The organism is Ruminococcus bromii, assembly GCF_002834225.1.
GTDB classification, from domain to species: Bacteria; Bacillota; Clostridia; order Oscillospirales; family Acutalibacteraceae; genus Ruminococcoides; species Ruminococcoides bromii.
This window is the reverse complement of sequence record NZ_NNSR01000063.1, coordinates 17,404-44,121: the sequence shown is the minus strand read 5'-3', so window position 1 is coordinate 44,121 and position 26,718 is coordinate 17,404. Positions and strand designations below refer to the sequence as shown.

The window sequence follows — 26,718 nt, the reverse complement described above, 5'->3', positions numbered from 1 at the left end:
ATGGGCTTCTTTTACGGATTTGATATGACCTATCTTGTGTTTATTGTTCCTTGTATCATAATAACATTGATTTGTCAGGTCAAAGTTAAAACAACTTTTTCAAAATATTCACAGATAAGAAATTCAAGAAATATGACAGGCGCTCAGGCGGCTGAATATGTTCTTCGTCAGCACGGTGTAACAGGCGTCAGAATTGAGCATGTTGCAGGCAGTATGACAGACCATTTTGACCCGAGAACAAATGTAATCAGACTTTCCGACACGGTTTTTAACAGCACCTCCGTTGCGGCTGTAGGCGTTGCCTGTCATGAGGCAGGTCATGCAGTTCAGCACGCAGAAAATTATCTGCCTAACAGAATCCGTTCGTTTATTCTTCCTGTTGCAAGACTCGGTTCAAGCCTCAGTTGGATTTTTATTATAATCGGTTTTTGTTTTACACAGAGAGTAGGTTTTGTATTTCTTTATATAGGTATAATCCTGTTTGCACTTTCCGTACTCTTTACAATCGCAACACTTCCCGTAGAGTTTAATGCATCAAAAAGAGCGCTTGAAACAATCAGAAACGGCGATCTTCTTTACGGTGAAGAATACACAGGCGCAAAGAGAGTGCTTCAGGCAGCCGCAATGACATATGTTGCAGCGGCACTTACTGCAATTATGCAGCTTTTAAGATTGATTGTAATTGCGAACAACCGCAGAAGATAATTTTATTTTGGAGATTAAAATGGCAAATACACGCAATATTGCACTGAATGTGTTGCTTAAAATTGAAAATGAGGGAGCATATTCAAATATTGCTTTGAATAATGCCATAAAGGAAAACCGTCTTTCGAGTGTTGACAGCTCTTTTGTTTCAGCACTCGTTTACGGTGTTCTGGAAAGAAGAATCACGCTTGATTATATTATCAGAGCTTATTCTAAAATTCCGTTAAGGAAAATTGAAACAAAAACGAAAAATATTCTCCGCCTTGGAATACTTCAGCTTTTGTTTATGGACAAAGTTCCCGACAGTGCGGCAGTCAACGAAAGCGTTAATCTTGCCAAAAAGCACAAGCTTCAAAAGTCTTCGGGTTTCATAAACGGAATTCTTCGCAATATCACAAGGGCAGAGGTTAAATATACATTACCCGATGAAAAGGACAGGGTTCGATATCTTTCGGTAAAATATTCCGTTCCCGAAAGTATCGTTAAATTGTGGGTTAATTCTTACGGAGAAAATAATGCCGAACAGCTTTTGGCATCTCTTAACGGCAGAGCCAAAATCTGTTGTCGTGTTAATACCCTCAGAACAGATGCAGACACATTAATTAAGAAATTATCCGATGAGGGCGTTGTTGCGGAAAAAATCCCGTTTATCGACAACGCACTCTATCTTGAAAATACAGGCTCGGTCGAAAGACTCAGAGCGTACAAGTCCGGACTTTTTCATATTCAGGATGCGTCAAGCCAGCTTTGTGTGAATTTTCTTGACGCAAAGCCTCGCAATATTATGCTTGATGTATGTTCCGCACCGGGCGGAAAGTCGTTTTCGGCGGCTCAGTATATGAACAACCGCGGCAGAATTTTCTCCTGTGATATGTTCGACCATAAACTGAAACTGATTTCAGCAGGTGCTAAAAGACTCGGCATCACTTGCATTTCAACGCTTCTGCGCAACGCGTCAACAAATGACACGGCACTTCCTGTGGCGGACAGAATCCTCTGCGATGTTCCTTGCAGCGGTCTTGGAATTATGTCAAGAAAGCCTGAAATCAGATACAAGGACGACCTTATATCCAACGATTTGCCCGATTTGCAGTACGGGATTCTCTGTGCAAGTGCGAAAAATCTTGCAGTAGGCGGTAAGCTTATCTATTCTACCTGTACATTGAATCCTGAAGAAAACAATAAAAACACAAAGCGTTTTCTTAAGGAACATCCCGATTTTTACGGAGTACCGTTAAAACTTCCAAACGGAATTACCCGTGCATTTGATGAAGAACCATACGAAATAACACTTATGCCGCACACCTGCGGAACAGACGGATTTTACATCAGCTTATTCGGAAAGAAGGCGTCAAATTGAATAATTTAACGGATATCAAGTCAATGACGCTTGATGAGCTGACTGATTTTGTTACAGAAAACGGGTTTCCAAAGTTCAGAGCAAAGCAGATTTATGATTGGTTGTACAAAAATGTGACCGATTTTGACGATATGCGTAACATTTCCGCTGATTTAAAGACTTTTTTAAAATCAAGTTGTTACATTTCTGTTGCAAATATTGAAAAAAAACTTGTTTCAAGGTATGATAAAACAGTCAAGTACCTTTTTTCGTTTAATGACGGCGAATGCGTAGAGTCTGTTGTAATGAGTTACAAGCACGGATATTCAATTTGTATCTCAACACAGGTTGGGTGCAAAATGGGCTGCACATTTTGTGCAACAGGCAAAAGCGGTTTTTCACGAAGCCTTGCACCGTCAGAAATGCTCGGACAGATTGAAACGGCACAGCGTGATCTTAACATAAGAATTTCTAACATTGTTCTTATGGGAATGGGTGAGCCGCTTGATAATTTTGACAATGTTGTAAAATTTCTTCGACTGGTTTCGTCCGACAACGGTCTTAACATAGGAATGCGGCATATAACGCTCTCAACCTGCGGTATAGTTCCAAAAATTTATGAACTTGCAAAACTTCATCTCGGAATAACGCTTTCGGTTTCGCTGCACGCCCCGAATGATGAGATAAGACAGCGAACAATGCCCATTGCAAGAAAATATTCTATTGAAGAATTATTAAAGGCTTGTTCGGATTATTTCAAAACAACGGGCCGCCGAGTTACATTTGAATACTCTATGATAAGCGGAGTTAATGACAGTGATGAAAACGCAAGAGAGCTTGCAAAACGACTTGAGGGTACACAAAGCCATGTTAATTTGATTCCCGTCAACACTGTTGAGGGAACAGGCTACTTAAAAAGCAATATTAAAAGACAGCAGGCATTCATAAAGATTCTTGCTGCCAAAAATATCGGAGCAACCGTGCGCAGAACACTCGGAAGCGACATAAACGCATCGTGCGGTCAGCTCAAAAGAAAGCATATTGAAGAAGGAGGTAAATAACTTGGAAGTATTCAGCAAAAGTGATATAGGACTTGTTCGTAATCAGAATCAGGATGACTGTCGCTTCGGAGTTATTTCTCCCAGCTGTGTCTGGGCAGTTGTGTGCGACGGAATGGGCGGTGCAAACGGTGGTAATATTGCCAGTGCAACAGCCGTTGAGTATATCAGCACCAAAATTACCGATTTGTACAAAGACGATATGACCAAAGAGCAGATTGGCGAGCTTATGGCAGAAATTGTTGTCAATGCCAATATGAAGGTTTTTGAAATGTCAATGAAAGACCCGGAGCTCACGGGTATGGGAACAACCTGCGAATTTGTCTTTGTAAAGGATACGACCGTTCATGTTGTTCATGTCGGTGACAGCCGCACATACGCAATCAGAGGCGGCAAAATCAAACAGCTTACAGAGGATCATTCCGTTGTTCAGGAAATGGTTCGCAGAGGCGAGCTTACATATGAGCAGGCACAAAATCATCCTAACAAGAACTTTATAACAAGAGCGCTCGGCATCAAGCCGTCGGTGCGTCTTGACTATATTGAAGCCAACTTTATTTACGGTGATGTCCTTCTCATTTGTACCGACGGACTTTCCAATTGCGTCACAACAGGAGATATGGTAAAAATATGTCATGAAAACCGTGGTGAGGGTCTTATCACAAAGCTTGTTGACAAGGCCAAAGACGGTGGCGGTTCTGATAACATTACAGTTACCGTGATTTACTAAGGATAGGAGTTGACTGTTTTGGATAAATATTTGGGCAAAAGACTTGACGGAAGATATGAAATCCATGAGCTTATCGGTGTCGGCGGTATGGCAAATGTTTACCGTTGTACCGATACTGTAGATGACCGTGAAGTTGCCGTAAAGATTCTTAAGGACGAATATCTTAATAACGAGGAGTTTATCCGCCGCTTTAAAAACGAATCAAAGGCCATTGCGATGCTTTCACATCCGAATATTGTAAAGGTGTATGATGTAAGCTTTGGCGATATGATTCAGTATATTGTAATGGAATACATCGACGGCATTACACTCAAGGAATATATTGATCAGCAGGGCATAATTGAGTGGAAGGATGTAATTCACCTTACAACACAGATTTTAAAGGCTTTGCAGCATGCTCATGAGTGCGGAATTGTGCACCGTGACATCAAGCCGCAGAATATTATGCTTTTGCAGGACGGTACAATCAAGGTTACGGACTTTGGCATTGCGAGATTTTCAGATAAATCAACACGCACAATGACCGAGCAGGCAATCGGTTCTGTTCATTACATTGCACCCGAACAGGCAAGAGGAAATGCAACAGACGGCAAGACGGATATTTATTCTGTCGGTGTAATGCTCTATGAGATGCTCACAGGCAAGCTTCCGTTTGATGGCGACAGTGCCGTAACAATTGCACTTATGCAGTTGCAGTCAACACCAAAGCGTCCCCGTGAGATTAACCCGGGTATTCCAATCGGTCTTGAACAGATTACAATGAAGGCCATGGAAAAGCTTCCGTCAAATCGTTACACCTCTGCCGCCGAGATGCTTTCAGATATTGAAAGATTCAGACTTAATCCCTCAATTGTGTTTGACTACGGTAATAAATCATTCGTTGATGACCAGCCTACAAAGTTTGTTCATTCATTGCGTGACAGCGGTGTAGACAAAAAGGTTGCAGGTGATGCAACAAAGGTTGTTGATATGCCGGAAGATAATGTTGTTGTTAAGGAAGATAAGTTTGCTGACGAGGATTTTGTTAAGGAACACAAGCCGTCATACTACGCAATTAAAGGCATTGTAATTGCCGCTGTAGCGGTTTGCGCAATTTTCTTTGCACTTGCAATGCTGAGAGGCTGTTCAACCTCTCAGGCAAAGGATGTTGAAGTTCCGGACTATGTCGGCAAAGCCTTTGTTTCTGTAAAAGAAAATAATCCGAATGATTTCCAGTTCGAGGTAAAAAGCGAATACGATGAATCCAAAGAAATGGGTGTTATTCTCGATCAGGAGCCAAAAGGCGGTTCCATGAAAGTAAAGTCCGGCTCGACTATCACGGTCACTGTAAACGGTAAGGATACAGAGGTTTCTGTTCCTTTCATAACAAACTACAGCGAAAGTGAAGCGACTCAGGCTCTTAAGGATAAAAATCTGATTCCGGAAATTATATATGTTGAAAACACCAAAACTCCCAAGGGCTACACGATTGAAAGCTTCCCAAAGGCAGGAGTTAAGACTACAATCGGTTCTACCGTTTATGTGTATGTAGCCGGCGGTAAGAGAACAGATAAGGTTACACTTCCTTCGGTAGACGGACTTACACTTTCAGAAGCCAAAAAGACACTTGTTGATCTTGGACTTACGGTTGAAACTGTAACCGATGATGACAGTAAAGAACCAAAGGATACAGTTCTCGGTATGACACCTCTCCAGTACGGCAAGGTTGACGCAGGCTCTGTTATAACGCTTACGGTAAGCTCAGGTCTTGGCGATATAAACACGGTGAACATCTTTGTCGATCTGCCGTCGGATGTTGAGGATTCGGTTGATATGACGGTAATTGTTGACGGTGCTGTTGATTCGCAAAATTCAAAAACGCTTGTGCCAAAGTATAATAAGACCTATACTCTTGAGCTTAAGGGTTCAGGCACCTCAAGTGTGGTAATTCAGCTTGACGGTCAGGCTTACAGAGAGTATTCTGTAGATTTTGCAACGACAACGGTTACAACAACTGCGTCACATGATTATGTTGTTCCGACAACCGCTCCGCCTGAAACAGAACCGACGACACAGTATTACACAGATCCGTATGTTGAGCCTGACACAACCGTTCAGCCGGTTACGGATGATCCTGAATTATAATCGGGTGAAGTATGGATACTAAAAGCGGAATTTTAATGAAGTCAATCGGCGGGTTCTATTATGTTCGTGCCGATGACGCAGATTACGAATGTAAGGCAAGGGGGAGTTTTCGCAAAAACGGAAACTCTCCCATGGCAGGCGATAAGGTGAAGATTTCCGTTCCGAATGACGGTTTTTGTGCGATAGAAGAAATTCTCCCACGCAAAAACAAGCTCCGCAGACCTGCCCTTGCAAACCTTGATATTCTCGTTCTTGTGTGTTCAACTGTTGAGCCGCTGCCGAATTTTACTGTTATAGACAAAATGACTGCGGCGGCAGTAAATAACAATATGGAACCCGTGATTGTCGTTACAAAAAACGACCTTGAAAACGGTGACCGGATTGCCGATATTTACAGACACGCAGGTTTTCGTGTTTTTCTTTGTTCCGATGATTCTTCTTCTCAAACGGAAGAGCTTAAAAGCTATCTTCACGGTAAGGTTTCGGCATTTATCGGCAACAGCGGTGTGGGCAAGTCTACTTTGCTCAACAGGCTGTTTCCATCGCTTTCACTCGAAACAGGACAGACAAGTAAAAAGCTTGGCAGAGGCAGACACACAACAAGAGTTGTTGAGCTGTTTGAGCTTGACGGCTGTTTTGTAGCCGATACACCCGGATTTTCAACGGTCGACCTTCAAAGATACGAAATGATTGACAAAACTCAGCTGCAGTATTGCTTTCCTGAGTTTGAAAAATACATCGGTGAGTGTATGTTTACTTCATGTTCTCACACCTGCGAAAAGGGTTGCAGAATACTTGAAGCACTTTCTGACGGTGAAATTGAAGAAACCCGTCACCGCAGTTATACCCAGATGTACAACGAGGTTAAAGATATCAAATTATGGCAGATAAAGGAGTAATTATGCGTTGTGTGATTATTTCAGGCTCGCCTGACACAAATTCGGATTTTTTGTCCGAGGTCATAAAACCTGATGATTATGTGATATGTGCCGACAGGGGCTGCGATTTTGCAAAACAGGCAGGGATTACTCCAAATCTTGTTGTGGGCGATTTTGATTCAGAGCCAAATGTCTTGTTTCCCAATACCAAAACTGTTCGTCTTATTCCCGAAAAGGATGACACCGACACTATGCATTCTGTCGGCTTGGCGCTTGAAAAGAATTTTGATACGATAGTGATTCTCGGCGCATTGGGCGGTCGCTTTGACCATAGCTTTGCAAATGTGGCAGTTCTTTCGTATATTCACGAACACGGAAGTAAGGGCGTTCTCCTTTCTGAAAAAGAGAAAATAGAATTTCTTCCCGTAGGTCATTATGAATATAAAAACTTTAAAGGCAAAACATTTTCGCTTTTCCCTTTCGGATGTCCGAGTGTCTGCGTAAGCTATTCGGGAACAAAGTATCCTCTTGAAAAATACTGTGTTTCGAGCAGCGTTACTTTGGGTGTTTCCAATATATTTACTTCTGATATGGCAACAATTGATATATATGACGGAAATGCAATACTTATAATCAATTTGAAAGAATGTTGATTTTGTTATTTGATATTGCATTAAAATGTATCTTGTACATACCGTGTGTAATGTCAACATTATATGGGGGTATAGCTCAGCTGGGAGAGTGTCTGACTGGCAGTCAGAAGGTCACGGGTTCGAGCCCCGTTATCTCCACCAATTTATGTCATAACAATATTTGCAAAGAATTATTATTTTTCGGATTTGCAATAACAAAATTGTAATTATATTAACACTTTGAAGACTTGAAAAGAAATATGTTTTTATGGTATAATTCTTTTTAGACAAAATTTGAAATTGAAACTTATTTGGAGTTGAGTAATAATATGTCATTGTGTATGGGATGCATGCAGGAAATAGGTGACAATAAGATTTGCCCGTCCTGCGGATTTGATACAACAGAAAAACAGCAGGCTCCTTTTTTACCATACGGAACTATTCTTCAAAACCGCTATATTGTCGGTGCAGGAATTGATACCAATGGTGAAAGCACGCGCTATATTAGCCACGACAAACAGACAGGTGACATCGTAATCATCTGTGAATTTCTTCCCATCGGACTTTTTTCCCGTGACGAGGGAACTGCAGAGGTTAAAATTAACTATGAAAATCGTCTGGTTTATAATAAGCTCAAAGATGATTTTCTCAACTATTATAAAATTCTTTCCGAGCTTCGTGAATTGTCTGCTCTTATGAATGTTCACAACATTTTTGAAGAGAACAACACGGTTTATGTTGTTGAGGAAAACGAGGATCTCATTCCTTTTGAAGAGTATGTTGAACGCAGTAACGGTCATCTTGAGTGGGATATTGCACGACCGCTTTTTATGCCTGTAATTTCCGCTCTTGAAGCTCTTCATAAGAGAGGCATCGGTCACTATGCAATTGCGCCTAAAAATATGTATATAACGGCAACGGGTAAGGTTAAGATTTCCGGATTTGCATCTGAAAATGAACGCAAAAGAGGTACGCCTCTTAAATCACAGCTTTTCTCGGGAAGTGCTGCTCCCGAACAGTACGATGACAATTTTCCGCTTGACGATATTACCGATATTTACGGCTTTTGTGCAACGCTTTTCTATGCGCTTACAGGTCATATGCCAAAGAGTGCCGTTGAGCGCCGTAAGGACAGCAGACTTCTTATGAGCACAACAACCGTAAAGCGGCTCCCGCCGCATGTTGTTTCGGCTCTTGCAAACGGCTTGCAGGTTGAAAGAGAAAACCGTATCACAGATTTTGACGAGCTTCGTTCTCAGCTTTCCGTTGCCCATACAGCAAAGGCAATTCAGGATGAAATCTCAAGAACCGCAAGTATGAATCTCTCAAAGAACGAGCGTAAGCGCAAAACCTCTAACGGTATGTCGCACGCATCAATAATTATTATTGCTGCCGCTGTAACAGTTCTTGTTCTCGGTATCGCAGGCGTATTTTGGCTGATGCAGAACCCTCTTGCCGGAATGTTTGCTAACAATACCGATGCAAGCGTAAGCTCTACTCAGAGTACCGAGTGGACAGGTGCAACAATTCCGAACTATGTGGGAATGACATATGAAGATGCCGTAAAGAGTGCCGAAGGCAACAGTAATATCACAATTTACAGAACGCTTAACGACGAATACAGCGATGACTATGCAGAGGGCAAGATTATGTCGCAGTCACCTGCCGCAGGCTCAAAAATTACGCAGGAAGATTCGGTTGTAGTAAGTATCTGCGTAAGCAAGGGTTCACAGATGAGAACTCTCCCAAAGGTTGAGGGTGAAAAGCTTGATTCCGTAGCGTCGGACATTGCCGCTCAGGGACTTCTTGCAACTGCAGAGTATGAGTACAGTGACAAGGTTGCCGAGGGCAGAGTTATTCGCTATAAGGAACATGTTGAGGGTGATACTCTTGAATACGGTTCAACTGTTATTCTCATTGTCAGCAAAGGCAAAGAACAGACAAATACGCAATCATCAAACTGATTAACTAAACAACATAGCTTTTAAGACGGACTTTTTCGGTTCGTCTTATTTTTTTGATAAAACGAGAATTATTATTAAATATCGTAATATACCCGATAAAAATCACATTATAAAAATTTTCAGAAAACTGTCACAAAATAAAGGTCAAAAATAGTCAAATTTCTCTTGACATTTTTTGAAAATGGTATAAAATATAATTAGCACTCAGGAAACAAGAGTGCTAACCAATTAAAATGCAATTATTAAATTTTTACAGGAGGCTGTATTTATGACAATCAAACCATTACTCGACAGAGTCGTTTTAAAAGTTGAAGAAGCTGAGGAAAAAACAAAGAGCGGCATCATTCTTTCATCTGCTGCTCAGGAAAAGCCACAGTTCGCATCCGTTGTTGCTGTTGGCCCCGGCGGTGTCGTTGACGGCAAGGAAGTAAAAATGTATGTCAGCGTTGGCGATAAGGTAATCGCAAGCAAATATGCAGGCACACAGGTAAAGATTGACGGCGAAGAGTACACAATCGTGAACCAGTCAGACATACTCGCAACTCTTGAATAATTAACTGTTAAATATACGGAGGTAATTTACAATGGCTAAACAAATCGCATACGGCGAAGAGGCAAGAAAGGCTTTAATGAAAGGTATCGACCAGCTCGCAGATACCGTAAAAATCACACTCGGTCCTAAGGGCAGAAATGTTGTTCTTGACAAAAAGTTCGGTGCTCCGCTCATCACAAATGACGGTGTAACAATTGCAAAGGAAATTGAGCTTGAAGATCCTTTTGAGAATATGGGTGCTCAGCTTGTTAAGGAAGTTTCTATCAAGACTAACGATATCGCAGGTGACGGCACTACAACAGCTACACTCCTTGCTCAGGCTCTTATCAGAGAGGGAATGAAGAATGTAACTGCAGGCGCTAACCCTATGGTACTCAAAAAGGGTATTGCAGATGCCGTTAATGTTGCAGTTGAGGCTGTAAAGAAGAACAGCAAGCAGGTATCGGGTACAGACGATATCGCAAGAGTTGCCACAGTTTCATCACAGGATGAATTTATCGGTAAGCTCATTGCAGAGGCTATGGAAAAGGTTACAACAGACGGTGTTATCACAGTTGAGGAGTCAAAGACAGCCGAAACATACAGTGAGGTTGTTGAGGGTATGATGTTCGACAGAGGTTACATCGCTCCTTATATGGTAACAGATACAGATAAGATGGTTGCAGAGCTTGACAATCCGCTTATCCTTATCACAGATAAGAAGATTTCTACTACACAGGAAATTCTCCCACTTCTTGAGCAGATTGTTCAGATGGGTAAGAAGCTCCTTATCATTGCTGAAGATGTTGAGGGCGAGGCTCTTACAACTCTCGTACTTAACAAACTCAGAGGCACATTCACTTGTGTTGCAGTAAAGGCTCCGGGCTTTGGCGACAGAAGAAAAGAAATGCTTCAGGATATTGCAACGCTCACAGGCGGTACTGTAATCACATCCGACCTCGGTCTTGAACTCAAGGATACAACAGTTGACCAGCTCGGTACTGCCCGTCAGGTTAAGATTGAAAAGGAAAACACAATCATTGTTGACGGTGCAGGCGATAAAGAAGCTATCAAGGGCAGAGTTGCTCAGATCAGACAGCAGATTGAAACAACAACATCTGACTTTGACCGTGAAAAACTTCAGGAGCGTCTTGCAAAGCTCGCAGGCGGTGTTGCAGTTATCAAGGTTGGTGCCGCAACAGAAGTTGAAATGAAAGAAAAGAAGCTCCGTATTGAGGATGCTCTTGCCGCTACAAAGGCTGCTGTTGAAGAGGGTATCGTAGCAGGCGGCGGTATCGCTTGCATGAACGCTATTCCGGCTGTTGCTGAGTTCGTTGACACTCTCGAGGGTGACGCTAAGACAGGTGCTAAGATTGTGCTTAAAGCACTTGAAGAACCGCTCCGTCAGATTGTTGCTAACGCAGGTCTTGAGGGCAGCGTAATCTGCGAGAATATTAAGAAGGCTAACAAGGTTGGCTATGGCTTCAACGCTCTTACAGAGGAATACACAGATATGGTTTCGGCAGGTATCGTTGACCCGACAAAGGTTACGCGTTCAGCTCTTCAGAACGCAAGCTCTGTTGCAGCAATGGTTCTTACAACAGAATCACTTGTTACAGACATCAAAGAGCCTGCAGCTCCGGCAGCTCCCGCAGCACCTGATATGGGCGGAATGTACTAATCCCGTAAGCTTATAATATTATAGATAAATTTTACCGCAGACTCAAAAGGTCTGCGGTAATTTTATGCTCAAATCCTTTTTCTTGCTTTTTGTCGAAAGGTATATTATAATTAATTTAAATACGGATAAAAAATTCACACGGAAAACAGGTGATTTTATGAAGATAAAAGAAGATTTTGTTCTGCGAAAGGTTGCAGATTCGTATGTTGTAGTTCCCGTAAATAAGCTGACGCTTGATTTTAACGGAATTATTAACCTTAACGAAACAGGTGCATTCCTTTTTGAAAAGCTCCAAAGCGATTGCGAAAAGGCTGATTTGCTCAAAGCAATGCTTGATGAGTATGAAGTGAGCGAAGAAAAGGCGAGTGCCGATATTGATTCCTTTATCAAAAAGCTGGAAGAGGCTGATGTCCTTGAATAAAGATGTAAATCTTGATGATGTGATGCAGATTATTGCCGAAAAGCTTGACGCGGGCGGCACGGTCACATTCAATCCAAGGGGGACAAGTATGCTTCCGATGCTCCGTGACGGTGACGACACGGTAGTTTTATCAAAACCGAAGGGAAGGCTCCATCTTTTTGATTTGCCCTTATACAGGAGAAAAGACGGCTCATATGTGCTTCACAGAGTTGTAAACTTTGGCGGTGACGGCAGTTACACGATGTGCGGCGATAATCAGTTTGAGGTTGAAAAGGGTATTACCGATGAAGACATAGTAGGGGTCGTAACGGCTTTTTACAGAAAAGGCAAGCCTTATAAAGTTAATTCGCTGAAGTACAGAGCCTATCTTGAATTTATGTTCTATTCAAAGCCCATAAGACGGGTTATAGTTTCAATTGTTGTAAGAACCAAAAATACATTTGGTAAATTAAAACCGAAAAAAGGAAATAAAAATGAAGAAACATCTTAACGATAATGAAAAAATTGAATTTAAATATCTGCTTGAACTTGTTTCTTCGTCTGTAAACGGCACAGCACCTCTGATTCCCTATGAGGGAATAAAATGGCAGTCGATAAAGATGCTTGCAAAGTATTGCAGTGTGGAAGCTCTTGTTGCCAATGCGGTTTTGACGCTTGACAAAAAATATGTTTCCCCCGAAGTATATGCAAAATTCAAGCAGGAGTTATCGGCTGAAATGCTGATTGACGGAAATCTCTCATATGAAACCGAAAAGATTCTGAAGGCTTTTGATAAAAACAAAATCAAGAACATTCCTTTAAAGGGATATTTTATGAAAAGAGAGTATCCCCGTTCCGATTTTCGTTCCGTGTCGGATGTTGATATTCTGTTTGACAGAAAGCAGATTGATTTGGTTAAAAAAGTTTTTTCCGAACTCGGATACACTTTTCTGAATGAAGATGACAACCAGTATCATTTTGAAAAAAAACCGATGATGAACATTGAAATGCATGCAACTCTTGTCCATGAAAACGAGAAATCCTATCCGTTGCTTGTTAATCAGCTTGACCGTTCAATAAAGCGTGACGGCTACAGCTATTCATATGAAATGAGCCATGAGGACTTTTATATCTATATGCTTGTTCATAACTCGAATCATTTCAGAATCGGCGGAATGGGAGCAAGAATGGTGCTTGACAGCTATGTTTTCTTGAAAAATCATCAATCTGAGCTTGATTATGACTATCTTAATGTGATGCTTGAAAAAATCGGTATTGCAAAGTATGAAAAGCGTGTTCGTGAGATTGCGTTCAACTGGTTTGCAAAGCCACAGGCTGAACTTAAATTTGATGATATCGAAGAATATATTCTGCTCAGCGGTACACTCGGCAGGGTAGATGTCGGCACGATGATAAATTCCCACAAGACAATTACCGAGAATAACAAATCAAAGTTCTCATATCTTGTGTCCTCTATATTTCCACCAAAATCCGAAATGCAGTATAAGTATCCATATGTAAAAAAAACACCGTTCCTTTTACCGATTTCATGGTGTCATATGTGGGGAAAAAGGCTTTTTGTAGACAGAGATATCAATTTTAAATCGGGTATCAAAAACCGTATGTCATACACGGATGAAGATGTAAATTTGTACAAGTCCCTTTTGGATGAAATGGGTTTTGACGGTATTGGGATAAATAATTTCGGAAATTGAATATGCAAATCAACCTCCCGACAGTTTTTGCTGTCGGTTTTTTTGCATAATTAAGGTAAATTTGAAAATAATATTACAAGATATTATTTTGAGGTGATACCTATATATGATCAGAATTATTACCGATTCAGCCGCTGATTTTGAACATTCCGAAAGCGAAAGACTCGGCATTTCAACGGTACCTCTGGCTGTGTTTATTGACGGAAAGGAATATAAGGATGATTTTCTTCATTCAAAGGAACGCTTTTACAGGCTTGCAAGGCTGTCGAAAACTTTGCCGAAAACCTCTCAACCGTCACCGTATGTTTACGAATGTGTCTTAAAAAAGGCGAGAGATAACGGTGACTCGGTTGTTATTATAACTGTTTCCTCTGCATTAAGCGGTTCATATCAGAGTGCAGTTCTTGCAAGAGATTTGCTCGGATATGAAAATTGTTATGTTGTTGACAGCAAATCTGCCTCAGCCGGACAAAAACTTGTTGTGAAAGAAGCTCTGCGGCTTCGTGACAATGGGTTTACGGCTGAAGAAATTGCGGATTCTCTTTTAAAATTCAGAAAAAGAATTATAGTTTATGCCTGCATAGATGATATGAAGTATCTGTATGGCGGCGGCAGACATACAAATGCCGCCGCATTACTCGGCTCAACAGGGAGAATAAAGCCTGTAATCAGTATTGCCGAGTCGGGCAGTGTAGCTTTTGAGGCTAAGACAATCGGAATGCGCCACGGTATGAATCATATGCTGATGTCATTGAAAAAATACGAAATAGACTCAAATTATCCGCTTTATATAATGCACACCAATTCAAGAAACCTTGCATTGTATTTTTCAAAGCTGATAATTTCAAAAGGAGTTGTATTTGATGAGGGCGGTATCGTCAGCGTTGGTTGTGTTGTCGGCAGTCATATAGGAGAGGGCAGCACGGGTATTGCATTTGTCAAAAAAGAGTAAAGAAAAAGCGGACATAATTAACTGTCCGCTTCAATCATTTTATCAGGCTTTTTCGTTTTCTTTCTTTTCGGGAATTTCTTTAAGCTTTCCGACAAATTCTTTGATTTTTGTATATTTGCCGTTGAGAATACACTCAAATGCGAACGACGCTGTAGGAATCATAAGAATTATGTAAGTAAGCACATATTGTGATTTGCCCTCAAACAGCAGATGATAACCGAATGCACCCAACAGAACAAGGGGAAGCAGTACTGTTTCGATGTTTGTCTTTTTGTTGAGGAACAGGAAGTAAATTCCCACCGCAAATGCTATGAAAAGAATTTGCATATATAAGTTAAAATACAGTTCAAAGAACTGTCCGATACTGCCGTCGTACATTCCTTTGCCGATCCAATTAAGCTCGTTTGTATGATTTTTAACCTTGCTTACCCAGATGCTTTCGTAGGTTGTTTCGTTCCATTGGCTGGTGATTTTCTTCGAGAAGAAGTCAATCATATAATTACTGTTCTTGCCGAAATAATTCATTCTTGATTTGATATTGCTCCAAGCCTGTGCATTTCCTGCTTTGGCATCAAGCCCCGCATTTCTGTAATCGTCAAGTGCAATACCGTTGTACCAACCGGGGGCCATATAGGAGTCGTTGATACCCATATCAAGATACATAACCTGTGTAACACCGCTTGAAAGCTTAACGCCCGAACGGTTCTCGTAGCTCATAATAACAAGGTTGCTTGTTCCGACAACAGCAATGCAGATTGCAAGTGCAAACGCAATGCTCTGCCACTTTTTAGCCTTAATTGTGTGAATAATCAGCATAATAACAAACGCAACAAGATAAATCAGGTTGTTGTACTTTGCAAGCGTTGAAACAACAAGAAGCACGGCACATGGAATGAGCAATAAATATTTGTTTGTCTGAAAATACTTGATGAGGAAGTATGATGCCCAAATTGCAAAACACATACCTATAATATTACCATAAACGAAGGTACAGAAGAGAACAGGCTGGAAGCATCCGGCAAGCAAAAGGATTGAAATAAATTCAATCGAACGCTTTTTGAAAAGCAGTTTTGTAATGTTTACAATTCCCAGATAAGCCGCCGCCGTACACATTACATTGAACACCTGAATGGACATTGTGCTTTCTGTGCCGAAAATTCTGTAAAAAATTTCACTTATAAACACAAAGCCAAGCTGAAACGGATAAAAGTTGTAGTAGGCATATCCGCTGTAAAAGTCGCTGTTGTAAAAACCGCTGTTGTTTTGAAATGACAAATAGTTGCCCTTTGCCGCCTGTGACGCTGTTTCATAGATGTTGTAGCTGTCAGCTGCAGGAACAGAGGTTACTGAGAATATCCACACAAGTCCCACAATCATAACAAAAGCCGCAAGACAGATTTGCATATATTTCAGATTTACCTTTGCGAAAAAGTCATAGTGCTTTTTCATTTTAAATATGAAAACCGTAAACAGAGCAGTGAACAGAATGTTAAGTGCAATATTATCCGTTTGATACAAAATTACTTCACTGCCGTAATTTGCCGAATCAAACACGCTTGTCTGCACAAAGCTCATAATTGCTATGTATGCAAATGCTATGAATACAAACAGACAAAGAATGTTTACAATAACATACTCGACTGTATTCTGCTTTTTGACAGAAGTAACCGTTTTTGCAGTCTGCTTAGATTTTTTTGAATTTTTTGAATTGTTTTTAGCTTTAGTATTACTCATATTATGTACCTGCCCAATTAAAATTCTTTCTTGACAGAACGCATAAACAGAGTACCGAGCGCCTCTTTAATATCTGTACCGTCAAATAAAACCTTGTACACCGATTCAACAATCGGAAGGTCAACTCCGTATTCCTGACCAAGCTTGTACAATGCCTTTGAAGTCATAACACCCTCGGCAAGCTTTGTGAACCTGTCACCTTTTGCAAAGCTTTCTCCGTACATCCTGTTGTGACTCCATTTTGAAAACAAGGTAGCCTCATAGTCGCCAAGATGACAAAGTCCGTAGGCACTCATTTCATTGCCGCCGAGCGCCTTAATGAGTCGTGCAATTTCCCGTGTGCCTCTTGCCATCAACGCACCTTTTAGTGAGGTGTAGTTAAGTCCGTCAAGCATACCTGCCGCAATGCCGATAACATTCTTAGCAGCGGCGCCGATTTCACTGCCGATAAGGTCTGTTCCAAGGTAGAATCTGATAAGGTCGCTTGTAAATTCATTTACGAGCTTTTCCTTAACCTCGTGATTATTGCTGTCGATAACCATACAGTTTGGAATTCCCCTTACATAATCCTGCGGATGTCCGGGACCGACCCACACTGCAACAGGAGTTTTGCTTTCATCAACAAACTCACCGACAACCTCGCTGAGCCTTTTGCCCGTAGTTGCCTCAACACCCTTCATGCAGAGGACAATTGTCTTGCCGTCAAGATTATATTTTGAAATGTCTGCAAAATATGAACGCAGATACTGAGATGAAATCGAAATTATAATAACCTCGGCTCTTTCAATTGCATGCTCAAGGTTTGATGATACCTCTATAGATTTTGGAAATGTGAGGTAATCGTTTTTATATGTTTCTTTAAGCTGTATGAACTCGGGAGCGTCGACAAGCCCGCAGCTCAAAACATTATGACCGATTTTGTCGAGATACCAGGCAATGCAGCTGCCCCAGCGACCGCAACCTAAAACGGAAATATTCATATTATTACTTCTCCTGTTTATATATTATTGATATTTTATATAGCTTTAATAACAATAAAAAACCCGCCCGACCGTATGATTTTTGGAATAACCTGCCTACTTGAGTGACAGGTGGGTGCCAGCCCTTGAACTTCAGGCTCCCTTCTTCCGAGAAAACGGGAGGTCTGCACACGGTTCAAAGGAGCGAAGCTCCCGATTTAAATGTTGTAGGGTTATTTTAAAATCATTCGCGTATCGGGCAGGAATTTAAACTCACTTACCTGCAATACTATTATATGCAGAAAAAGCTATTATCAGTCGTCTTCGTCATAAAATTCTTCATTATAACGCTTTTCAAAAACAGCGGCAATTCTGTCGAGCTTTTCATCATCTTCAATTTCGGCAAGCTCTTCTTCGCCGTCAATTTCACTAACTTCAAAAATATAATACTCACCGGGATCATTTACCGCGTCCTCCGGATTTTCAAAGAAAGGATAGAGCACATAAAATTTGCCCTCGTCATTTTCAATTATGTCAAGAATTTCAAACTCAATCTCTTCACCGTTATCGCCGATAAGGGTAATGAGATCCGGTGTATATTCGTTAGCCATCTTATAGCCTCCGTTTATTATAAATTTTGTTTTGCTTTCTTTCATATCCATTTTACATTTTTTTGACCGTTTAGTCAAGGCATTTAAGACTTTTGGTTAAAAATAAAAGATATTAAAAAAATAAAAAAGTTTTAAAAAAAGTGTTGACAATCACCAAAAAGCATGATATAGTATAAACAAGATAAATAATATATTGTCTTTAAATTACTAACAACTTCCTTTCTATGTGCTTGATTACTCCATAAAATTACCTAAAAACCGACGGCTGCATACCGTCGGTTTTTACGTTGTATTAAAATGCTTTTATCAAATTGTAAACTTTTTGTAAGAGAAATAGCCTTGAAAATTGATTTTAAAAGATATATAATGCTTTTGATATTTGATAATGGATTAGTGCGTAAAAATGCGGTATAATCTCCGATTCTCGCATAGGTCTGTTTTCCATATGCTCAACAAACACACAGAATGGAGTTTTTTATTTAATGAAATCATTTCAAAAGCTTCCGCCGCAGTTTCAGTGTGCTGAGGTAAAAGAATACTATGACATTCTTTGCAAAAAGCAAGGCAGTCTTATTTTAAAGCGTGTCCTTGATATTTTTGCGTCTGTCATTTTGCTTGTGTTTCTGATTATACCCATAGCAGTAATTGCCGTTATTATTAAAATTGATTCAAAGGGTTCTGTGTTTTATAAGCAGCAACGAGTTACAACATATGGAAAGAAATTTAAGATTCTTAAGTTTCGTACTATGATAACAGGAGCTGACAAACTCGGCTCACTTGTCACAACCGACTGCGATTCAAGAGTCACCGATATAGGCAGGTTTCTCCGCAAGTATCGTCTTGATGAGCTTCCTCAGATTTTTAATGTTCTTTCAGGCAGTATGTCAATTGTCGGAACCCGACCTGAGGTTCAGCATTATGTTGATATGTATGAGCCGAAATATTTTGCAACTCTGCTTATGCCTGCAGGAATAACCTCTCTTGCATCAATTATGTATAAGGATGAGGAAAAGCTGTTAAAAGGGGAGATGAATGTTGACAGAGTTTATGTTGAGAAAATTCTTCCCGAAAAGATGAAGTTTAACCTTTCATATGTCAAAAATTTCAGCTTTGGATCTGACATTAAGCTGATGCTCAAAACCATTAAAGAGGTTTTCAACTGATTCGTTTTGATTGGAGTATTCAGATGACCGATTTTAAACAAAAGCTAAGAAGATTTTTTTCCGATTCATCGCTTTTCAGGAGAATCTATATTATAGATTTGTTTTTTACCAACATTGCTTTTCTCCAGATTCCTGCTTATGTGCTTCTTGTTTTTCTCTTTATATGGGGCGTCTGCCTTGTGGTGTACAACCAAAGGCGGAACAACACATTCTTTAAACTGCGTTTCGGAATATGGATAGGCGCATTCCTTGCCGTGACTGTATTTTCAATACTTCTCAACTTTTCACAGACAATTCTTTACAGCCTTGTTATGCTGCTGCATTCAGTAATGTGTTTCTTCCTTTTTTACGGAATGCACACAGAGCCTGATTTTGATTACAGAATTGAGCTGTATCACATTGCTAAATTTATCACTTACATCACAACGGTAATGAACATAATCGGCATAAGCTGCCTTATGTTCGGCATAAAATTTGAGTGGTACTGGATTAAGTTCACCGTTTACGAAAACAGATTCACGGGTTGTTATGTCAATCCGAATCTGCTCGGTTTCATAGCAGTGGTGTCGATTTTTTGCTGTCATATGCTCTCAAAGGGACATTTTATGCGCAGGATTGCCGAAAAAATTCCTGAACCCGGCATCAGTAAGATATGGATTGTAGCCTGTCTTGCAACAAATATTTTTTCACTTATTTTGTGTGACTCAAACGCATCGCTTGTGCTTGCTCTCGGATATGCAATTGTTTATATAGTTTATATGTTCTTTGCCGACAAGGCGGGACTTTCACCGTCAAAAATTATTTTGAAAATTACAGCGCTGTTTCTTGTGGGAGTTTTCCTTACAGGCTCTGCCTTAATGTTCAGAACGATTTGTCAGGAAGGCTTTTCCGTTGTTGTATCAAAGACAACCTCTGTTGTCGATTTGCTTTTAGGCAAAACCGAAAGCGAACTTGTGCAGGAAGACCTGACTCCCGAACAGAGAGAACAGCTTGAAAAGGATAAAATAACCTTTTCACACGAAAACAAAAACATTGACAGCGGAAGAAAGAAGCTTTGGCTTGAATCAATCAATCTTTTTAAACTGTCGCCGATTGTCGGAATCTCAAACGGAAATATCGTTCTCTACAGTGCTGAATATTCAAACGGTGCTTTGGAGTATTCCTATCACAAAAGTGATTTGCACAACGGTTTCCTTACAATTTTGGTTTCAACAGGCATAATCGGTTTTGTTCTTTTCGGAATTTTCGGCTTTCGGTTTGCAAAACACTCCGCACAGCATTTGTTCCTTCAGAAAAAAACATACCGTGACGATGTTTACCCCTGTCTGTTTGCTTTTCTTTTCGCATATTTGTTTTTTGCCTGCTTTGAAAAGGCATTGCTCTATGACATATCATTTATGGTGGTGTGGTTCTGGCTGATTATGGGCTATATGAGTTGCTACATCACAAAGTTTGAACCGACGCTTGAAAGTCAGTGTCTTTTTCACGGAAAAAGGCTCAAACGCATTACGAGAACAATGCTCTGATGCTTGTATAATCGGAAAATTTGATGTATAATAACCGTAGGAGCGTTTTGTTTCTGCGGTTATTATTTTGTGAGGTATAATTTTATGAAATACGGTTTCATCAAGGTTGCGTCCGCAACACCGAAAATCAGGGTTGCAGACTGTAAAACCAACACAATAAATATTATTGAACAGATTAAAGAGGCACACAAAAACGGTGCGTCACTGGTTGTGTTTCCCGAACTTTGTGTAACAGGCTACACCTGTTCGGATTTGTTTTATCAGCGTGTTTTGCTCAATGCGGCTGAAAAATCAGTTGAAGAAGTTCTCAAAAAAACAGCAGACCTTGACATAATCTCAATTGTTGGTGTTCCGGTTGCAATTGAATCGGCACTCTATAATTGTGCCGCAGTGATTTATAAGGGCGATATACTTGGCATTGTTCCGAAGGTCAACATTCCGAACTACAGCGAATTTTACGAGGTTCGTCATTACACAAGCGGAAAAAATCTTTACGATGAAATTTCATATGCAGGCGTCGAAACTATAATTTCAGATAATCTTGTGTTCTGTTGTGATAAAATGCGTGATTTCAGCTTTGGTGTTGAAGTCTGCGAGGATTTGTGGGTTGCCGCATCTCCGTCTGTTGAACACGCAAAACACGGTGCAACTATAATCTGCAATCCGTCAACCTCCGATGATGTAATAGGCAAGGCACAGTATCGCCGTGACCTTGTAAAAATGCAGAGCGGTAAGCTTTGCTGTGCATACATTTACAGCGATTCGGGTTTTGGTGAAAGCACAACGGATATGGTATTTTCGGGACAGAACATAATCTCCGAAAACGCATCTCTGCTTGCAGAAAGCAAGCGCTTTACAACAGGCATTATCTATGCAGACATTGATGTTCAAAAGCTTTCGGCAGAACGCAGAAAGACAAATACTTTTACAAAAAGTGATGACAATAACTTTACCTCGGTATATTTTGATATGCCTATAAAACAGACAAAGCTTTCAAGAGAGTTCTCTCGGACTCCGTTTATCCCGTCAAACAAATCAGATCTTGACGCCCGTTGTGAGGAGATTATAACGATGCAGGCAACAGGTCTTGCAACAAGACTTGCTCACACGGGAATTCAAAATGCGGTTTTAGGACTTTCAGGAGGTCTTGACAGCACACTTGCGCTCATTGTCTGCGTTCATGCTTTTGATATGCTCGATATTGACAGAAAGAATATTCATACAGTAACAATGCCTTGCTTCGGCACGACAAAGCGTACAAAGTCAAATGCTCAGCTTCTGGCTGAGGCTTACGGAGTGTCTTTTGAAGATATTAACATTACAAAGGCTGTTCGTCAGCATTTTGCGGATATCAACCACGATGAAAGTGTTACAAATATAACCTACGAAAACTCACAGGCGAGAGAGAGAACACAGATTCTTATGGACCTTTCAAACAAATATAACGGTCTTGTTATCGGCACAGGTGACCTTTCTGAGCTTGCTCTCGGCTGGGCAACCTACAACGGTGACCATATGAGTATGTATGCCGTAAATGTGTCAATTCCGAAAACCCTTGTCCGCTATCTCACTGCCTATGAGGCACAGCACAGCGAGGGAGTTCTCAAAACTGTTCTACTTGATGTTCTCGACACACCTGTAAGTCCCGAGCTTCTTCCGCCCGATAAAAACGGCGAAATTGCACAGAAAACAGAGGATGTGGTTGGCCCTTATGAACTCCACGACTTTTTCTTATATTATTTGGTAAGATTTGGTTTCGAGCCGAATAAAATATACTACCTTGCAAAGAGATCATTTGCGGGAAAATACGACAATGCCACAATCAAAAAGTGGCTCACAACCTTTGTCAGAAGATTTTTTACTCAGCAGTTCAAGCGTTCATGTCTGCCTGACGGACCGAAGGTTGGTTCTGTAACACTTTCGCCTCGTTCAGACTGGAGAATGCCGAGTGATGCGTGTGTAAATCTTTGGCTTGAAAATCTTGAAGAAGATTAAGAAATAAAATTTTGACGGTGATTTTATGAAATTGTTTATTACACGAGATGTATCTCCGTCCGATGTTTGTTTTTTGATTCGTGATGAATTGGGCAGGGATAAATATACTGCTGTTATGAAACGCAGAAAGAGAAGTATGCGTGGTGTTGTCAACAACATTGTAAGGCTTAATATTCTTGATGAGAATAAAAACCTTGTTGCAAGACTTCGACAGTTGCCCGTTGCAGGAGTAAATTCATTTACTCTAAAAACAGACAAAACAGCGGCAACCCTCGTGGTGCTTATGACCAACAATATGGTTCAATGCAGATTCTACGGCAATAATTGGAGAATTCTCGGTGATGTAATTTCAAAAAATTTCAGCATTGTTGATGTTGACAACGCACAGATATGCAATCACATCAAGCACCCTTTAGGATGCGAACTTGAAATTGCCGATGCGCAAAACGAATTGATATGTTTAATGACCGCCTTATGCGTCAATATGATAAATACAGTTGACAAGCGAGAGGTACAGGTTGTATAATCTATGTGCAGACAGTTCCCACTGCTAAAGCTATGTGAACTGTCACAGAGCAAGCAAATAATAGTGCAAACAGCGCAGAAGCGCAGATAAATATTAAAAATTGAAATTGTCAAAGCGACATCCTTTGATGTCGCTTTTTGCAAATTCAGCCTGCAACGCAAAATTTTGCGTTTAATATATTCTCAGGGAGGAATAAATATGGACAAATTATTAAAGCTTTTAAGTGAAAATTCCGGTTTTACAACAGCGGAAATAGCGGCAATGCTCGGCGAGCCTGAGGATTACATTAAGGCGCAGATTAAGGAATACGAAAATTCGGGGGTAATCAAGGGATATCAGGCAGTTGTAAACTGGGATATGGTTGACGACAGCTATGTTGAGGCTTTAATTGAACTTCAGGTAACTCCCAAAAAGGAAACAGGCTTTGATGAAATGGCAGAACTCTGCATGGGCTTTGAAGAGGTTGAATCTCTCTATCTTATGGCAGGCACATATGACTTTGCTCTCATTGTAAGAGGCGAGTCAATGCAGGACATCGCAATGTTTGTTGCCAAAAAGCTTTCTACAATTGACGGTGTGCTTTCAACGGGTACACACTTTATTATGCGCCGCTACAAGGACAGAGGGGCATGCCTTTTCAGCGATGAAGAGAAGCGTGACGGGAGGCATTTGATTCTGTGATAGATTACAATAATTTTATTAATAAAAAGATTTCAACGGTAAAACCTTCGGGTATCCGTAAGTTTTTTGATATAGCTAACGAAATGGACGATGTCATTTCTCTGAGTATCGGCGAACCCGATTTTCAGACGCCGTGGCACATCCGTGAAGAGGGCATTAACAGCCTGAAAAAAGGTAAGACATGGTATTCTCCGAACAGAGGCTTTGCCGAACTTCGTGAAGAAATTGCAGCTTACTACAAAAGAAGATTCGGTATTGAGTACGATGCCAAAAAGCAGACGCTTGTAACTGTCGGCGGCAGTGAAGCAATTGACCTTGTTTTCAGGACATTGCTTGATCCGGGTGATGAGGTTATCATTCCCGAACCTTCATTTGTTTGTTACGAACCGCTTACAGTGATGGCAGACGGCGTGCCTGTTATTATCAACACAAAAAACGAAGATAATTTCAGACTTAAAGCGTCAGACCTTCGCGCCGCAATTACTCCAAAGACAAAACTTCTTGTACTTCCGTTCCCGAACAATCCGACGGGTGCAATTATGGAGAGAAAAGACCTTGAAGAAATTGCAGAGGTTATCAGGGAACACAATCTGTTTGTACTTTCCGACGAAATCTATTGCGAGCTTACATACGGCAATAAGAACCATGTTTCAATTGCTGAAATCGACGGTATGTATGAGCGTACCATTGTTGTAAACGGCTTTTCAAAATCATATGCCATGACAGGCTGGAGGCTTGGTTATGCGCTCGGTCCTGTTCCTGTTATTGCTCAGATGACAAAGCTCCACCAGTACGGAATTATGTCTGCTCCTACAACCGCACAGTATGCTGCTATTGAGGCTCTGCGCAACGGTGACAGGGATGTAGAGATGATGCGTGGCGAGTATGATATGAGGAGAAGGCTTGTTGTGGACAGCTTTAACGCAATGGGACTCACCTGCTTTGAACCTTTGGGTGCATTCTATGTGTTCCCGTGTATCAAAAGCACAGGTCTTACAAGTGAGGAATTCTGTACAAGACTTATTGTGGACAAGCATGTTGCCGTTGTTCCGGGTACTGCGTTCGGTGAATCGGGCGAAGGCTTTGTCCGTGTGTCATATTCATATTCTATCAAGCATCTTAAAATTGCGCTTGAAAGAATCAAAGAGTTTCTTGAAGAACTGAAAAAGGGTTAAAATATGGAAGTAAAAGTTCTTGCTCCTGCAAAAATAAATCTTTCTCTCGATGTTCTTTCAAAGAGAGCAGACGGCTATCACAATATTTCAACCGTTATGCAAGCCGTTGATTTGTATGATACAATCACAATCACAGACAATGAAAGCGGCACGGTGACAATTTCCTGTAATTATGACGGTGTGCCCTGCGATGATTCAAACATCTGTGCAAAGGCGGCTTACAAGTTTTTTGACTATTGCAAAACGGATGTTAAGGGCGTTCATATCGACATTGACAAGAAGATTCCCACACAGGCAGGTCTTGCCGGCGGAAGCAGTGACGGTGCGGCTGTTATTTTAGGCTTGAACAATATGTTCGGAACAATGCTCAAGCCTGCCGAGATGAGAGAAATCGGTGAAAAGGTAGGCGCGGATGTGCCTTTCTGCCTTGAGGGCGGAACAAAGCTATGTACGGGCATCGGCACTGCAATCAAAAAAGTTGCCTCTTTTCGTTGCGACAGCATTGTAATCTGCAAACCCGACTCAGTCAGCGTGTCTACTGCCGATGCATATAAAAAGGTTGACACACTCAATCCTCACGCCTGCTACACGGATGAAATGGTAAAGGCTCTGTTCAGCAGAGATATGTTTATGATTTCAACAACAATCTTCAATGATTTTGAACTTGCTTTGCAGATTCCCGAAGTTAATGAAATCAAGAGTATTATGCTCAAATCAAAGGCAAGGGGAGCAGGTATGAGCGGTTCGGGTTCAGCCGTGTTCGGTGTGTTCACTTCATCACGAAGAGCCAAGAAGTGCTATGACAAGCTTTGTGAAAGCTACAAAGAAGTCTTTCTTTGCAAGCCTGTTTCAGACGGCTGTAAGGTGCTTTGATAAAATTTAATAATTCTGATTAAAATTACAGTAACCTGTCCATACTCATTTTAAGAGAGGACGGGTTATTTTTATGAAAACAAACAAATCAATACTTTTAATCAAATCCGCTGTAATCGCATTCATACTTACAACACTCTATTCGGTAATTCCGTTTCAGGCTGTATGCACTGAAATTCCGAACGATGTTTTCCGTTTTCACATACTTGCAAATTCAGACACGGAAGAAGATCAGACTCTGAAACTCAAGGTGCGTGACAAGGTTCTTGAAAAGACGAAAATACTTTTTGATACGGCAAATTCAAAATCGGATGCCGAAGAATATGTAAAAGCAAACCTTGATGCTATAGAAGAAATCGCACAGAATGAGGTGTACAAAAACGGCTATAACTATCCCGTAAAAGCTGAAGTTGTCAATATGCACTTTGATACCCGCCATTACGAAAGCTATACTCTGCCTGCCGGAATGTACGACGCACTTCGCATAACAATCGGCAATGCAGAAGGGCATAATTGGTGGTGCGTTATGTATCCGTCAATCTGCATTTCAACGGTTGACGAGGGAAAAAGCAGGGCGAAGAACGCTCTTTCTGACGATGAATACAGCGTTGTAACGGATGAAAAGGTGGAATACAAATTTTTTATAGTAGAACTTTTTCAGAGAATTTTTGGTTGATATCGGCAAAGTCCTTTTAATAACCCACAGAATATGTTATTATTTGTACAGATGTTTAAAATAAAATTACTTTGTTGTAAATTAAATTT

The 26,718-nt window shown here is 40.8% G+C and carries 25 protein-coding genes, 1 tRNA gene and 1 other RNA gene; 23 read left to right on the top strand and 4 right to left on the bottom strand.

All coding sequences use genetic code 11. The annotated features are described in order from the left end of the window. From RBATCC27255_RS06515 to RBATCC27255_RS06445, 15 genes are all read left to right on the top strand, one after another. Positions 1-705, top strand: coding sequence for a zinc metallopeptidase (locus RBATCC27255_RS06515; RefSeq protein WP_101029261.1), 705 nt, complete (start codon positions 1-3; stop codon positions 703-705). Positions 706-724: 19 nt separating this feature from the next. After that, the gene (rsmB, locus tag RBATCC27255_RS06510; protein WP_101029260.1) at positions 725-2,065 is read left to right on the top strand and encodes a 16S rRNA (cytosine(967)-C(5))-methyltransferase RsmB; all 1,341 of its coding nucleotides are present in this window, start codon (positions 725-727) and stop codon (positions 2,063-2,065) included. Between the two features lie 23 nt (positions 2,066-2,088). Continuing rightward, positions 2,089-3,105: a dual-specificity RNA methyltransferase RlmN gene (gene rlmN, locus RBATCC27255_RS06505; protein WP_101029342.1), complete on the top strand. Its 1,017-nt coding sequence runs from the start codon at positions 2,089-2,091 to the stop codon at positions 3,103-3,105. A gap of 1 nt (position 3,106) precedes the next feature. Beyond that, positions 3,107-3,832 carry a Stp1/IreP family PP2C-type Ser/Thr phosphatase gene (locus RBATCC27255_RS06500; protein ID WP_169923281.1) on the top strand — a complete coding sequence of 242 codons (726 nt, stop codon included), beginning with the start codon at positions 3,107-3,109 and terminating at the stop codon, positions 3,830-3,832. 18 nt (positions 3,833-3,850) lie between these two features. Further along, the gene (gene pknB, locus RBATCC27255_RS06495; protein WP_101029258.1) at positions 3,851-5,956 is read left to right on the top strand and encodes a Stk1 family PASTA domain-containing Ser/Thr kinase; all 2,106 of its coding nucleotides are present in this window, start codon (positions 3,851-3,853) and stop codon (positions 5,954-5,956) included. Positions 5,957-5,967: 11 nt separating this feature from the next. Then, positions 5,968-6,855 carry a ribosome small subunit-dependent GTPase A gene (gene rsgA / locus RBATCC27255_RS06490; RefSeq protein WP_101029257.1) on the top strand — a complete coding sequence of 296 codons (888 nt, stop codon included), beginning with the start codon at positions 5,968-5,970 and terminating at the stop codon, positions 6,853-6,855. Beyond that, positions 6,837-7,487 carry a thiamine diphosphokinase gene (locus RBATCC27255_RS06485; RefSeq protein ID WP_101029256.1) on the top strand — a complete coding sequence of 217 codons (651 nt, stop codon included), beginning with the start codon at positions 6,837-6,839 and terminating at the stop codon, positions 7,485-7,487. The genes rsgA and RBATCC27255_RS06485 overlap by 19 nt, the downstream gene beginning before the upstream one ends. A gap of 65 nt (positions 7,488-7,552) precedes the next feature. Continuing rightward, positions 7,553-7,628 (top strand) — tRNA-Ala (locus RBATCC27255_RS06480). 179 nt (positions 7,629-7,807) lie between these two features. Beyond that, on the top strand, positions 7,808-9,430 hold the full coding sequence (locus tag RBATCC27255_RS06475) for a PASTA domain-containing protein (protein WP_169923280.1): 1,623 nt from the start codon (positions 7,808-7,810) through the stop codon (positions 9,428-9,430). A gap of 268 nt (positions 9,431-9,698) precedes the next feature. Next, the gene (locus tag RBATCC27255_RS06470) at positions 9,699-9,983 is read left to right on the top strand and encodes a co-chaperone GroES (protein WP_015523751.1); all 285 of its coding nucleotides are present in this window, start codon (positions 9,699-9,701) and stop codon (positions 9,981-9,983) included. 31 nt (positions 9,984-10,014) lie between these two features. Further along, positions 10,015-11,643 (top strand): chaperonin GroEL, encoded by a 1,629-nt coding sequence (gene groL / locus RBATCC27255_RS06465; RefSeq protein WP_101029254.1) that lies wholly within the window; start codon positions 10,015-10,017, stop codon positions 11,641-11,643. 157 nt (positions 11,644-11,800) lie between these two features. After that, positions 11,801-12,064, top strand: a complete 264-nt coding sequence (locus tag RBATCC27255_RS06460) for a PqqD family protein (RefSeq protein ID WP_101029341.1) — start codon at positions 11,801-11,803, stop codon at positions 12,062-12,064. Next, on the top strand, positions 12,051-12,554 hold the full coding sequence (locus RBATCC27255_RS06455; RefSeq protein ID WP_147639978.1) for a S24/S26 family peptidase: 504 nt from the start codon (positions 12,051-12,053) through the stop codon (positions 12,552-12,554). Before RBATCC27255_RS06460 ends, RBATCC27255_RS06455 begins: the two co-directional genes overlap by 14 nt. Next, entirely contained in the window at positions 12,538-13,758 is a 1,221-nt protein-coding gene (locus RBATCC27255_RS06450; protein WP_101029252.1) for a nucleotidyltransferase domain-containing protein, read from the top strand. The genes RBATCC27255_RS06455 and RBATCC27255_RS06450 overlap by 17 nt, the downstream gene beginning before the upstream one ends. Before the next feature lie 106 nt (positions 13,759-13,864). Continuing rightward, complete coding sequence (locus RBATCC27255_RS06445) at positions 13,865-14,710, top strand: DegV family protein (RefSeq protein ID WP_101029251.1); 846 nt, start codon at positions 13,865-13,867, stop codon at positions 14,708-14,710. Positions 14,711-14,752: 42 nt separating this feature from the next. Here RBATCC27255_RS06445 and RBATCC27255_RS06440 read toward each other — a convergent pair whose 3' ends face one another. From RBATCC27255_RS06440 to RBATCC27255_RS06425, 4 genes are all read right to left on the bottom strand, one after another. Next, positions 14,753-16,444, bottom strand: a complete 1,692-nt coding sequence (locus RBATCC27255_RS06440) for a glycosyltransferase family 39 protein (RefSeq protein ID WP_101029250.1) — start codon at positions 16,442-16,444, stop codon at positions 14,753-14,755. Positions 16,445-16,461: 17 nt separating this feature from the next. Then, positions 16,462-17,424: an NAD(P)H-dependent glycerol-3-phosphate dehydrogenase gene (locus RBATCC27255_RS06435; RefSeq protein ID WP_101029249.1), complete on the bottom strand. Its 963-nt coding sequence runs from the start codon at positions 17,422-17,424 to the stop codon at positions 16,462-16,464. Between the two features lie 56 nt (positions 17,425-17,480). Beyond that, positions 17,481-17,672: non-coding RNA, 6S RNA (gene ssrS, locus RBATCC27255_RS06430), on the bottom strand. 45 nt (positions 17,673-17,717) lie between these two features. After that, on the bottom strand, positions 17,718-18,014 hold the full coding sequence (locus RBATCC27255_RS06425; RefSeq protein ID WP_101029248.1) for a DUF1292 domain-containing protein: 297 nt from the start codon (positions 18,012-18,014) through the stop codon (positions 17,718-17,720). A 482-nt stretch (positions 18,015-18,496) separates the two neighbouring features. Here RBATCC27255_RS06425 and RBATCC27255_RS06420 point away from each other — a divergent pair, with 482 nt between their 5' ends. The 8 genes from RBATCC27255_RS06420 to spoIIR all read left to right on the top strand — a co-directional run bounded on the left by RBATCC27255_RS06420 (position 18,497) and on the right by spoIIR (position 26,629). Next, on the top strand, positions 18,497-19,177 hold the full coding sequence (locus RBATCC27255_RS06420) for a sugar transferase (RefSeq protein ID WP_101029247.1): 681 nt from the start codon (positions 18,497-18,499) through the stop codon (positions 19,175-19,177). Positions 19,178-19,200: 23 nt separating this feature from the next. Further along, a complete protein-coding gene (locus tag RBATCC27255_RS06415) occupies positions 19,201-20,703 on the top strand; it encodes an O-antigen ligase family protein (protein WP_101029246.1) in 1,503 nt (500 codons plus the stop codon). A gap of 84 nt (positions 20,704-20,787) precedes the next feature. Beyond that, a complete protein-coding gene (locus RBATCC27255_RS06410; protein WP_101029245.1) occupies positions 20,788-22,698 on the top strand; it encodes an NAD(+) synthase in 1,911 nt (636 codons plus the stop codon). A 25-nt stretch (positions 22,699-22,723) separates the two neighbouring features. Next, complete coding sequence (locus tag RBATCC27255_RS06405) at positions 22,724-23,224, top strand: LURP-one-related/scramblase family protein (protein WP_015523762.1); 501 nt, start codon at positions 22,724-22,726, stop codon at positions 23,222-23,224. A 198-nt stretch (positions 23,225-23,422) separates the two neighbouring features. Continuing rightward, on the top strand, positions 23,423-23,905 hold the full coding sequence (locus tag RBATCC27255_RS06400) for an Lrp/AsnC family transcriptional regulator (RefSeq protein WP_015523763.1): 483 nt from the start codon (positions 23,423-23,425) through the stop codon (positions 23,903-23,905). Beyond that, complete coding sequence (locus RBATCC27255_RS06395) at positions 23,905-25,080, top strand: pyridoxal phosphate-dependent aminotransferase (RefSeq protein ID WP_412567485.1); 1,176 nt, start codon at positions 23,905-23,907, stop codon at positions 25,078-25,080. The genes RBATCC27255_RS06400 and RBATCC27255_RS06395 overlap by 1 nt, the downstream gene beginning before the upstream one ends. 3 nt (positions 25,081-25,083) lie before the next feature. Then, positions 25,084-25,953: a 4-(cytidine 5'-diphospho)-2-C-methyl-D-erythritol kinase gene (gene ispE, locus RBATCC27255_RS06390; RefSeq protein WP_101029244.1), complete on the top strand. Its 870-nt coding sequence runs from the start codon at positions 25,084-25,086 to the stop codon at positions 25,951-25,953. 73 nt (positions 25,954-26,026) lie between these two features. Then, positions 26,027-26,629 (top strand): stage II sporulation protein R, encoded by a 603-nt coding sequence (gene spoIIR, locus RBATCC27255_RS06385; RefSeq protein WP_101029243.1) that lies wholly within the window; start codon positions 26,027-26,029, stop codon positions 26,627-26,629. Positions 26,630-26,718: the final 89 nt, after the last annotated feature.